Here is an 11,717-nt window from a genome sequence, read left to right as displayed (position 1 = left end):
CCTTTTTCTTAGGCGCCGACGGGGATCGGTCGCGCTGCCGGGATCTGGCGTGCGATGCCTGCCTCGAACTCCGGACGGAAATATTTCATGGCACTGCCCAGCGGCTCGACGGCGCCCGGTGCATGGGCGCAGAAGGTCTTGCCTGGGCCGAGGAAGCCGACGAGCTGCTCCAGGGTCTCCAGGTCGCCGGCTTGGCCTTCCCCGCGCTCCAGCGCGCGGAGGAGCTTGACGCTCCAGGGCAGACCGTCGCGGCAAGGCGTGCACCAGCCGCAGGACTCACGGGCGAAGAACTCTTCCATATTGCGCAGCAGGGAGACCATGTTGATGCTGTCGTCCACGGCCAGGGCGAGGCCGGTACCCATACGGGTGCCCACCTTGGCGATGCCGGCGGCATACATGGGCGCATCGAGGTGCTCAGGGAGCAGGAAACCGGTACCGGCACCGCCGGGCTGCCAGGCTTTCAGCTTGAAGCCGTCGCGCATCCCACCAGCGTAGTCTTCGAACAGCTCGCGAGCCGGAACGCCGAAGGGCAATTCCCACAGGCCGGGGTTCTTCACCTTGCCGGAGAAGCCCATGAGCTTGGTGCCCATGTCTTCGCTACCCGGGCGGGCGAGGGTCTTGTACCAGTCCACGCCGTTGGCGACGATTGCCGGCACGTTGCACAGGGTCTCGACGTTGTTGACGCAGGTGGGCTTGCCCCAGACGCCGACGGCGGCGGGGAAGGGCGGCTTGGAGCGCGGGTTGGCGCGGCGGCCTTCCAGCGAGTTGATCAGCGCGGTCTCTTCACCACAGATGTAGCGGCCTGCGCCGGTGTGGACGAAGAGTTCGAAATCGAAGCCGCTGCCGAGGATGTTCTTGCCGAGCAGGCCTGCTGCCTTGGCTTCATCGATGGCGCGATTGAGGTTGCGCGCCGCGTCGACGTACTCGCCGCGCAGGAAGATGTAGCCGCGATAGGCCTTGAGGGCGCGGGCGCTGATCAGCATGCCTTCCACCAGCAGGTGCGGCAGCTGTTCCATCAGCATGCGGTCTTTCCAGGTGTTGGGTTCCATTTCGTCCGCGTTGCACAGCAGGTAGCGGATGTTCATGGATTCGTCGGCTGGCATCAGGCCCCACTTCACGCCGGTGGGGAAGCCCGCACCGCCGCGGCCCTTGAGCCCGGAGTCCTTGACCTGCTGAACGATCTCGGCCTGGGCCATTTCGGTCAGGGCCTTGCGAGCGGCGGCGTAGCCGTTCTTCTGCTGGTACTCGTCGAGCCATACCGGCTGCGCGTCTTCACGCAGGCGCCAGGTCAGCGGATGGGTTTCTTCGCTGCGGGCGATGCGGTTGGCCGGACCGATGGAGGTAAGGGTCTTCATTGGTAGGCCTCCAGCAGTTGGGCAACGCCGTCAGGCTGAACGTCGCCGAAGGTGTCGTCGTCGATCATCACGGCCGGGGCCTTGTCGCAGTTGCCCAGGCAGCAGACCGGCAGCAGGGTGAAGCGGTTGTCGGTGGTGGTCTGGCCGAGTCCGATGCCGAGTTGCTTCTGCATCTCGGCAACGACGGATTCATGGCCGCCGACGTAGCAGGTCATGCTGTCGCACACGCGGATCACGTGGCGGCCGACCGGCTGACGGAAGATCTGGCTATAGAAAGTAGCCACGCCTTCGACGTCGCTGGCGGGGATGCCAAGAATCTCGCCGATGGCGTCAGCAGCGCCGTCCGGCACCCAGCCACGCTCTTTCTGGACGATCTTCAGGGCTTCGATGGACGCCGCACGCGGGTCCTCGTAGTGATGCATTTCGTGCTCGATGGCCGAGCGCTCGGTTTCGCTGAGGACGAAACGGTCGGTCTGGATAAGGGTGCTCATATCAGCGGTCCACGTCAGCCATTACGAAGTCGATACTGCCCAGGTAGGCGATCAGGTCTGCCACCATGCTGCCGCGGATCACCGAAGGAATCTGCTGCAGGTGGGGGAAACTGGGCGTCCGGATCCGGGTGCGGTAGCTCATGGTGCTGCCGTCGCTGGTGAGGTAGTAGCTGTTGATGCCCTTGGTCGCCTCGATCATCTGGAAGGCTTCGTTGGCCGGCATGACCGGGCCCCAGGAAACCTGCAGGAAGTGGGTGATCAGGGTTTCGATGTGCTGCAGTGTGCGCTCTTTCGGCGGCGGCGTGGTCAGCGGGTGGTCCGCCTTGTACGGGCCTTCCGGCATGTTCTTCAGGCACTGGTCGATGATGCGGATGCTCTGGCGCATCTCTTCGACGCGAACCATGCAGCGATCGTAGGCATCGCCGTTGTGGGCCAGCGGTACTTCGAACTCGAAGTTCTCGTAGCCGGAGTAGGGGCGTGCCTTGCGCAGGTCGAAGTCGCAACCGGTGGAGCGCAGGCCAGCACCGGTGACGCCCCATTCCAGGGCTTCCTTGGTGTTGTACTGGGCGACGCCGATGGTACGGCCACGCAGGATGCTGTTTTGCAGGGCGGCCTTTTCGTACTCGTCGAGGCGCTTGGGCAGCCATTCGACGAACTCTTTCACCAGGCCATCCCAACCGCGCGGCAGGTCGTGGGCGACGCCGCCGATGCGGTACCAGGCCGGGTGCAGGCGGAAGCCGGTGACGGCTTCGATGACCTTGTAGGCGCGCTGGCGGTCGGTGAAGGTGAAGAACACCGGGGTCATGGCGCCGACGTCCTGGATATAGGTACCCAGGAACAGCAGGTGGCTGGTGATCCGGAAGAACTCGGCCATCATCACGCGGATGAAGTCGACGCGCTGCGGCACCTTGATGCCGGCGAGCTTCTCGACCGCGAGCACGTACGGCAGGTTGTTCATCACGCCGCCGAGGTAGTCGATGCGGTCGGTGTAAGGAATGAAGCTGTGCCAGGACTGGCGCTCGGCCATCTTCTCGGCGCCGCGGTGGTGGTAACCGACTTCCGGCACGCAGTCGACGATCTCTTCGCCGTCCAGCTGCAGGATGATGCGGAAGGCACCGTGGGCGGAGGGGTGGTTCGGGCCGAGGTTGAGGAACATGTAGTCCTCGTTCTCGCCGTGGCGTTTCATGCCCCAGTCTTCCGGGCGGAAGCGCGCAGCTTCTTCTTCAAGCTGGTGCTTGGCCAGGGTCAGGCTGAAGGGGTCGAATTCGGTGGCGCGCGCCGGGTAGTCCTTGCGCAGCGGGTGACCTTCCCAGGTGTTGGGCATCATGATCCGCGACAGGTGCGGGTGCCCGGCAAAGGTGATGCCGTACATGTCCCAGACTTCGCGCTCGTACCAGTTGGCGTTGGGCCAGATGCCGGTGGTGGTGGGCAGGTTGAGGTCGCCCTCGGACAAGGCCACCTTGATCATCACGTCACTATTACGTTCCAGCGACATCAGGTGGTAGAACACCGTGAAGTCTGCGTTCGGCAGGCCGCGACGCTGGGTGCGCAGGCGCTCGTCGACGCCATGCAGGTCGTACAGCATGACGTAGGGGCGCGGGAGATTGCGCAGGAACTTGAGGACGTCGATCAGCTTGTCACGGGCGACCCAGATCACCGGCATGCCGGTGCGGGTCGATTGGATGGTCAGGCTTTCGGCGCCAAAGCGGGAATTGAGCTCTACGACGACGTCTTGGTCGTCAGCCTTATAAGGCGGAATAGACAGAACGGTGTCTGCAGTCATGGTCTCGGTCGCTATCGGTCAACGTAAAGAATGAGCCTGGGGTCTTCCGGAGAAGAACAGGCTCAGACTTCGTCGGGGCTGCGCAGGTTGGTGACCTGAATACGCTGTTCGCGGCGCTTTTCCCGCTCGGAGGGCATGTCGGCACGGTAGATGCCTTGGTCCCCCACGACCCAGGATAGCGGGCGGCGCTCCTGGCCGATGGATTCCTGCAGCAGCATCAGGCCTTGCAGGAACGCCTCCGGACGGGGCGGGCAGCCGGGAATGTAGACGTCCACGGGAAGGAACTTGTCCACGCCCTGAACGACCGAGTAAATATCGTACATACCGCCGGAGTTCGCGCACGAACCCATGGAGATCACCCACTTGGGCTCCAGCATCTGCTCATAGAGGCGCTGGATGACCGGTGCCATCTTGATGAAGCAGGTGCCGGCGATGACCATGAAATCCGCCTGGCGCGGTGATGCACGAATGACCTCCGCACCGAATCGCGCGATGTCGTGCGGTGCGGTGAAGGCGGTGGTCATCTCCACGTAGCAGCAGGAGAGGCCGAAGTTGTACGGCCACAGGGAGTTCTTGCGACCCCAGTTGACTGCACCGTTGAGAACATCCTCGAGCTTGCCCAGGAAGATGTTCTTGTGCACCTGATCTTCTAGCAGTGGGTCGGAAACGGTCTCCCGTTCGCCGATCGGATACTGCTCATAAGTGGCATCCGGATCGATCCGAGTAAGTTTGTATTGCATTGCCAAAGCCTCATTGTTTTAGCTTCGCCTGCCGCTTGCGACGACCTTCGGGAGCCCAATCAAGCGCCCCGATGCGCCAAAGGTAGACAAGACCTGCCAACAGAATTGCTATGAAAATGGTTGCTTCGATAAAGCCGGCCCAGCCGCTTTCACGGACGGAGACGGACCAAGCGAAGAGAAAGAGGGCTTCGACGTCGAAGATCACGAAGAGCATCGCGACCAGATAGAATTTTGCGGAGAGGCGGAGGCGAGCAGTGCCGGTGGGGAGCATGCCGGATTCGAAGGGGTCGTTCTTGCTGCGACCGATGGACTTGCTGCCGAGCAGGCTAGAAACCCCGATCATGAAGGCGCAGAGGCCGACGACACCCAACAGGAAAACAGCGAAACCCCAGTTGTGGGAGATGATGGCAGTAGCGTCCGACATGCCGGAACTCCTTAAGACAAGGAACGGCGTTCACTTGCGTTAAAAGGTTTAATGCCGGGGATCAATGATGCCCAGGCAATCGATTCCGACAATTTTATGCCCGAGCGGGTGTGCAAGTAAATTTTTCAAGCCAAAAAATTGCCCGTGCAGCCGGATTCTGGGCTGCTTGCTTGGCTGTAGGCCAATGGCGGCGGGGTTTTCAGGGTTTTATTAGGCCTTTGTCTGATTGCGGCCTTATGTCGCACAGAGGGTTGGTAATGCCATGGTAATGATAGTCATTAGCGTTTGATTGGTGGTTAATTAATCACTACACGAGAATGGTCTTGCAGAACTTAAAAACTGCAAATAACAAATACTCCTGGCGTCCTCCTAAGTTGCTCTTCAAGTCGTTTTCATAATTGCGACAATTCCATTTGTTTTTGTTCATGCTGCCTTTCCAGGGTGGAAAAAGAGGCCGACCCGCATGGGTCGGCCGAAATCCTTGAGGGGATTCAGAGTAGGCGGCGGCCGTCTTCGCGCGTGATGACCACGGTGGAGGAGCGCGGGCGCTTGCCTGGGCCGTCGGGCCAGGTGCTTAGCAGGTTCGTGGCGGTGGAGCCTTCGCCCGGGTGCTGGATGTTGACGAACAGGGTGCGGAAGTCCGGCGTCGCGCTGATGCCGGTCACTTCGGCGCCTGTTGGGCCGACCAGGAAGCGCTTCAATTCGCCGCTGCGCGGGTCGGCTACCAGCATCTGGTTGTTGCCGAAGGGGCCGGCGCTCAATTGGCTGCCGCTCATGTCGGTCTGGATCCACAGGCGACCCTCGTCGTCGAACCAGAGGCCGTCCGGGCTGGCGAGGATGTTCTGCGCGCCCAGCGGATTGCCGTTCGGGCCACGGCTATCTCCCTCGGGGCCGGCGAGCAGGAAGATGTTCCAGTCGAATCGATGGCCTGCATGGTCGCGACTGTTCTCGCGCCAGCGGATGATATGGCCGTAGGCGTTGGCCGGGCGCGGGTTCGCTGCGTCGGCGTTGGTGCGCGCGGTGTTGTTGGTGAGGGTGAAGTAGACCTCGCCATTGTCCGGATTCACCGCGCCCCATTCCGGGCGGTCCATACGGGTGGCGCCAACGATGTCAGCGGCCAGGCGTGTATTGATCAGTACTTCGCCCTGATCGGCAAAAGCGACGCCGGCGGTCAGGCAGGCCTTGAGGAAATTGCGGTCGTTGATGTCCAGGGCCAGCCAGTCGCCGCTGCCATCGGCATTGAAGCGGGCGACGTAAAGGGTGCCTTCGTCCAGCAGGCGACCGTTGGCCTGTCCGGGACGGTACTTGTCGCGACTGACGTATTTGTAGATGTACTCGTTCTGGGAGTCGTCGCCGGAGTAACAGACCACGGGCCGGCCTGGTTTCACTGGGGCGAAGATCAACCCCTCATGGGCGAAACGACCCAGGGCGGTGCGCTTGATCGGCGTGGAGTCCGGATCGAAGGGGTCGATCTCGACAATCCAGCCAAAGTGGTTCGGCTCGTTTCGATAGTCGCCCTTGGCGTCGGCCGCTTTGCGAGTGGCGTCGAAGCGTTCGAACTCGTCGCCCGGCAGGGTTTCCCAGCCGAAGCGGCTGCTGCTGCGAAGGCCGTAGCGCTTGAGTTCGCGGGGTAGGTCGGCGTCGCGGGTGGCGAAGTAGCCGGCCCAGTTCTCCTCGCAGGTGAGGTAGGTGCCCCAGGGGGTGAATCCGTTCGCGCAGTTGTTCTGGGTGCCTCGGGTGGCTGTGCCTTGCGGGCTGTAGCGGGTTTGCAGCAGCTTGTGGCCACGGGCCGGGCCGGAGATCTTCATGGGTGTGGCGGCGGTGATGCGGCGGTTGCGGCGACTCGGCACGACCTCCCATTCCCCGCGAACATTTCGGCGGATCTCTACCACAGACACACCGTGTGCGTTGATCTCCTTGCGTACTTCATCGGCGCTGACCCGCTTGCCATCCACGACTGTCGGGCCGTTGGGGTGCAGCAGCGGGGCGTCGATGTATTCATGGTTCAGTACGAGCAGGCCGTGGTCCGAACGCATGCCGGAACCGCGGCGGGCATCGATGGGGAAGAAATGCATGCCGTCATGGTGCATGCCGATCTGCTCCGCCTGGTCCTGGGCGCTGTTGCTGGCGTCATCGGCAAAGGCCGGATAGCGTCCGGTGATCGGCGTACCCCAGGGAATGAAGGGCGTGGCCTTGTAGCCCGGCGGAACGGTAATGCTGTCTACGCGGCCGGTAGGAATGGCCTCGAAGGGCAGGCGAGAGCGGGGCTTGAAGGGGAAGCCTTTGGCGTGTGGCTCTGCTGCCAGGGCTTCACCCGGAATGGCGGCGCCAAGGAAGGCGAGGGTGCTCATGGCGGCGCCACCGATCAACAGTTGACGGCGGTTGAGTCCGCCAATCAGGTCGTTGATGTGCGGGTTGTCGGATGTGTTGCTGGGCAGTTCGTCGCCGTTGCCAAAGAGCACGGCTTTGTCGTTGTGTTGGTTCAAGGCGGATCTCCACGCAGGCGAATCGACGGAGATCTGACGCTAAATGCTGAAGGCGACGGAACGGTGACAGTGAGATGGAGAAGCTGTTGCGTGGGAGGGGCAGCACGGTTTGCGTTAATTGTTCGCCACGGCTTGGCGCTTCTGGCTGATGGCGAAGATCAGCGCGCCACCCTTCAGTTGCGCGATGACCTGGTCTCGATCAGTGCTGGCCAGGACCAGGCAGCCGTAGCTGCGCCCTGGTACTCCGTGCTCAAGGATGAAGGCGTCCTCCATATACGCGTTGGCGTGAATGACGATGGCGCGCGCTTCGGCATTGCTGTTGCTCGGGCTGAGGCCGATGAGGCGCATGGAGCGGCCATGTCCGGGTTCTTCGCTGTCGAATACCTGTGACGTGCGGAACAGGCCAAGGGAGGTAGCGCGGCTGCCGAAGTCGTTGGAAAAGCGGTCGGCGTAACTATCGTGATCCGAGTCCGATCCCTTGCCGTGCGCAACCCGGAAGCTGCCTAGCAAAGCGTGGCTGCGGCTGTCGAACAGGTAGAAGCGGGGGAGTGTGGAGGCGCGACCGTAGTCGACCACGGCGAAGCGCGGGTGCTGGTTATTTTTCAGTTCGCCAAGGAGCAACGCCAGTTGTGGCGGGCTGACCAACAGTTCCAGGTCGCCGGCGCGCAGGACGGGGGAGATGAGCAGCAGGATCAGCAGCAGGGTTCGCGGCACGGCCGGAGCTCCAGGTTTTTCGCTGATTCTAGGAAGGTACCGCGCCTTGGCAACCCATTGCGGACGGCAGGTTGGTTCTGTCCGGCAACAGGGTAAAGGGGCAAAAGAAAACCCCGGTGCAAGCACCGGGGTTTTTGACTCGCCATGTCCGGCCGATGCGTGGTCGGCCGGTGGCAGTTCCTCTTAGTGGAACTGGTTCATGGTGTTGTCTTTGCCGCTCGCTTTAAGAGCCGCTTCGCCAGCGAAGTACTCTTTGTGGTTGTCGCCGATGTCGGAGCCAGCCATGTTCTGGTGCTTGACGCAGGCGATGCCCTGACGCAGCTCCTGACGCTGAACGCCCTTCACGTAGGCCAGCATGCCCTGGTCGGCGAAGTAGCCCTTGGCCAGGTTGTCGGTGGACAGTGCGGCAGTGTGGTAGGTCGGCAGGGTGATCAGGTGGTGGAAGATGCCGGCGTGGGCCGAACCATCGCGCTGGAAGGTGCGGATCTTCTCGTCTGCAACCTGGGCCAGCTCGGTTTCGTCGTACTCGACGCTCATGAGCTTGGCGCGGTCGTAGGCGGAAACATCTTTGCCTTCAGCAACGAACGCATCGAACACTTGCTGACGGAAGTTCAGGGTCCAGTTGAAGGACGGGCTGTTGTTGTAAACCAGCTTGGCGTTCGGGATGACCTGGCGGATGCGGTCAACCATGCCTTTGATCTGGCCAACGTGGGGCTTCTCGGTTTCGATCCACAGCAGGTCGGCGCCGTTCTGCAGCGAGGTGATGCAGTCCAGGACGCAGCGATCTTCGCCGGTGCCCTTGCGGAACTGGAACAGGTTGCTCGGCAGGCGCTTCGGACGCAGCAGCTTGCCGCCGCGGTTGATCACCACGTCGCCGTTCTGCAGGTCGGAGGCGTTGATTTCGTCGCAGTCCAGGAAGGAGTTGTACTGGTCGCCCAGGTCGCCCGGTTGCTTGGTCACGGCGATCTGCTTGGTCAGGCCGGCACCCAGAGAGTCGGTACGGGCAACGATCACACCATCATCAACGCCCAGCTCGAGGAAGGCGTAGCGAACAGCGTTGATCTTGGCAAGGAAGTCTTCGTGCGGAACGGTCACTTTGCCGTCCTGGTGGCCGCACTGCTTCTCGTCGGAAACCTGGTTCTCGATCTGGATGCAGCAGGCACCGGCTTCGATCATCTTCTTGGCCAGCAGGTAGGTGGCTTCCGGGTTACCGAAACCAGCGTCGATGTCGGCGATGATCGGTACTACGTGGGTTTCGTAGTTGTCGATCTGGGCCTGGATTTCAGCTTCCTTGGACTTGTCGCCAGCGGCGCGAGCGGCGTCCATGGCGGTGAACAGCAGGTCCAGTTCGCGGGCGTCAGCCTGGCGCAGGAAGGTGTAGAGCTCTTCGATCAGACCGGAAACGGCGGTCTTTTCGTGCATGGATTGGTCGGGCAGCGGGCCGAAGTCGGAGCGCAGCGCAGCAACCATCCAGCCGGAGAGGTAGAGGTAGCGCTTGTTGGTCGTCTTCAGGTGCTTCTTGATGGAGATCAGCTTCTGCTGACCAATGAAGCCATGCCAGCAGCCCAGGGACTGGGTGTAGACGGAGGAGTCGGTATCGTACTCGGCCATGTCCTTGCGCATGATGGCCGCGGTGTACTTGGCGATATCCAGACCGGTCTTGAAGCGGTTCTGTGCGCGCATGCGGGCAACCGACTCGGGGTTGATAGCGCTCCAGCTGTTACCGTTCACTTCTTTCAGTGCGGCAATGGCCTTGATGTCGTTTTGATATGCGGACATGGTCAATCCTTCAAAGTGTATATGTGGTTGAGCACCGACTTTCCCACTCAAAAACCTGCGTTCTGAAGGTTATTGCGGGTTGCTCACCGCAGCGCGTCGAAGGACCAACTGGAAGAGATTGAAACTGAGGGTAGGGTGAGGAGATGCACACGCTCACAGGATCGATGGGTAAATTTGCACTCCTGGCTCACTTGCCGGTTCGTGGAAACCGTTGGGTGATGGCCGGGCACTGCCTTCGATCTTGCGGATGTTGCTGACGCTTCCCCGTCCCTCAGGACAACTACGTTCCAGTCGCAACCTCGTCGCACTGCCTTATGGGCCGTTACAACACGGATCGGCTCGGCTGGTTGGCCGGGAGCGCGATCCGGAGGCCCTATTCAGGGCCCCTGGCTAGCGGGAGCGAGGCCATCATGCTCTTTCAAACAGGCGTTCGTCAAACGTTTTGTAGTGTTTTTTTTGGACTACTACATAATACTTTTGGCTGAGACTGACCGGTCTGAAAATGTGCAGTCAGTCGACCGCGTCGACCTTGAGGCGCAGGGTCATGTCTTCACGGCCCTGAGTGGTGCGGTGGCGCAAAAAGCCACTTTGGTCGGACTGGCTGTCTTCGTTCACGGCGCCGATGGTGATCCATTCGCCGAGGCGACCGCTGACTTTGGTGTCGGTGCTCTGCACGTCGATCACACCTGGCTGGCTGCTGTTCAAGCGGTCGCGGTTGCTGCTGATGTTGACGTGCACCAGCTCGCCCGTGAGCGTCGCGGTGACGTAGAAACCGCGGGTGACATTGCGGTATTCGGTGTTGCTGTACACCTCGCCGTAGGGGCCGCTGCTGGTGGAGGTGATGGGTACGCTCTGGCCGACCTGGATCAGCGCCGGATAGCCTTCTGTGGTCTGGACCTGCTGCACACCGCCGCCGCGGCTGTCAGTGCTGCGGCGGATGATGCGCACCTGGTCACGTCCATGGACTTCGCCGCGACCCGCCTGGACATCGACTCCACCGACGCTGGCTGATCCGTTGACTGCATAGCCGCGGTCGCTCTGGAAGTTGCTGTCGCTGGTGTCGACGCTGATCAGCAGGCGTCGCGGTTGGGTATCGAGCTGGTCCAGCAGATTGCGCAGTTCGGTGATCTTCGCTGGTTCGGCATTGACGATGAGCTGGTTGCCGTAGGCGCTGACTCGACCCTCGTTGCCCAATACGGATTGCGCCATCGGCAGCAGCTCATCGGCTGTGCGATAGCGCAGCTGGATGAGTTCCGTCGCCGCCTGCAGAGGCAGGCAGATGATCAGGAGGAGGGCAGCGAGCAGGGCGCGTGGGGTCATATCAGGAAGTTCCGCAAGTCGGGGTCGGTAATGCTCAGGTCCCAGGCCTGGTCGAAGCAGGTTTGCTGCAGCCGGGTCCTTCCGGGGTCGTTGTACAGCGCGTAGCCGGCGTACTGCTCAGGCTCAGGGCGCACGAGCAGGCCGCGGTCGTCGGCAATGAGATAGGCCAAGTCTTCCGAGGGGTGGTCGGGGTTGATCCGGCGAATCTGGAAGTTGCTGGAAATGCGCCGGCTCAGGCTGAGCAGCCGGTGGCCTTCCTTTACGGCGCGGCTCAGGTCGCGCACGAGAATTCGCAGCTGGCATTTCGGGTCGCTGACCAGAAGCCGGGTGCAGGCCAGCTGGATGGCGCTGTTGTGGTAGAGCCAGGGCTCCAGATCGGGGCTGTACAGGCAAAGCCGGCGGCGTGCCTGCTGCATCAGCGCCAGGGCGTGGGCGCGTGCGTCCTCCGGGACGCTGAAGCGTTCGAGGCGGTCGTGGGCGCCTAGGCCGAAGGGAGCGGGTTCCCATTCGGGCGCTTCGGTCTGGAGGGAGGGGTTGTGAACGCTGAAGCGCCCCGGCGACTGGAATTCGATGGCCGGTAGTTCGACTTCGTTCTCAGTGAGTTCCGGGGCGTTCTCGTTCATCT

At 61.9% G+C, this 11,717-nt stretch carries 10 protein-coding genes; all 10 read right to left on the bottom strand.

The annotated features are described in order from the left end of the window. Positions 1-8: 8 nt before the first annotated feature. Entirely contained in the window at positions 9-1,355 is a 1,347-nt protein-coding gene (gene nuoF, locus G559_RS0113615) for an NADH-quinone oxidoreductase subunit NuoF (protein WP_028628748.1), read from the bottom strand. Further along, positions 1,352-1,846 (bottom strand): NADH-quinone oxidoreductase subunit NuoE, encoded by a 495-nt coding sequence (gene nuoE, locus G559_RS0113610; RefSeq protein WP_028628747.1) that lies wholly within the window; start codon positions 1,844-1,846, stop codon positions 1,352-1,354. Before nuoE ends, nuoF begins: the two co-directional genes overlap by 4 nt. A gap of 1 nt (position 1,847) precedes the next feature. Further along, complete coding sequence (nuoC, locus tag G559_RS0113605; protein ID WP_028628746.1) at positions 1,848-3,629, bottom strand: NADH-quinone oxidoreductase subunit C/D; 1,782 nt, start codon at positions 3,627-3,629, stop codon at positions 1,848-1,850. 62 nt (positions 3,630-3,691) lie between these two features. Next, positions 3,692-4,369: a NuoB/complex I 20 kDa subunit family protein gene (locus G559_RS0113600; RefSeq protein ID WP_028628745.1), complete on the bottom strand. Its 678-nt coding sequence runs from the start codon at positions 4,367-4,369 to the stop codon at positions 3,692-3,694. A 10-nt stretch (positions 4,370-4,379) separates the two neighbouring features. Continuing rightward, positions 4,380-4,793: an NADH-quinone oxidoreductase subunit A gene (locus G559_RS0113595; RefSeq protein WP_028628744.1), complete on the bottom strand. Its 414-nt coding sequence runs from the start codon at positions 4,791-4,793 to the stop codon at positions 4,380-4,382. A gap of 491 nt (positions 4,794-5,284) precedes the next feature. After that, positions 5,285-7,279, bottom strand: a complete 1,995-nt coding sequence (locus G559_RS0113590; protein WP_028628743.1) for a PhoX family protein — start codon at positions 7,277-7,279, stop codon at positions 5,285-5,287. 114 nt (positions 7,280-7,393) lie between these two features. After that, on the bottom strand, positions 7,394-7,993 hold the full coding sequence (locus G559_RS0113585; RefSeq protein ID WP_028628742.1) for a murein L,D-transpeptidase catalytic domain-containing protein: 600 nt from the start codon (positions 7,991-7,993) through the stop codon (positions 7,394-7,396). A gap of 183 nt (positions 7,994-8,176) precedes the next feature. After that, positions 8,177-9,772 carry an isocitrate lyase gene (locus tag G559_RS0113580; RefSeq protein WP_028628741.1) on the bottom strand — a complete coding sequence of 532 codons (1,596 nt, stop codon included), beginning with the start codon at positions 9,770-9,772 and terminating at the stop codon, positions 8,177-8,179. A 510-nt stretch (positions 9,773-10,282) separates the two neighbouring features. Beyond that, positions 10,283-11,092 (bottom strand): secretin N-terminal domain-containing protein, encoded by an 810-nt coding sequence (locus G559_RS0113575; protein WP_028628740.1) that lies wholly within the window; start codon positions 11,090-11,092, stop codon positions 10,283-10,285. Next, on the bottom strand, positions 11,089-11,715 hold the full coding sequence (locus G559_RS0113570; RefSeq protein WP_028628739.1) for a DUF7931 domain-containing protein: 627 nt from the start codon (positions 11,713-11,715) through the stop codon (positions 11,089-11,091). Before G559_RS0113570 ends, G559_RS0113575 begins: the two co-directional genes overlap by 4 nt. Positions 11,716-11,717: the final 2 nt, after the last annotated feature.

The sequence above is a fragment of the Metapseudomonas resinovorans DSM 21078 genome, assembly GCF_000423545.1.
Taxonomy (GTDB): Bacteria; Pseudomonadota; Gammaproteobacteria; order Pseudomonadales; family Pseudomonadaceae; genus Metapseudomonas; species Metapseudomonas resinovorans.
Note: the sequence above shows the minus strand (reverse complement) of the source record. Positions and strands in the feature narration are given on the sequence as shown.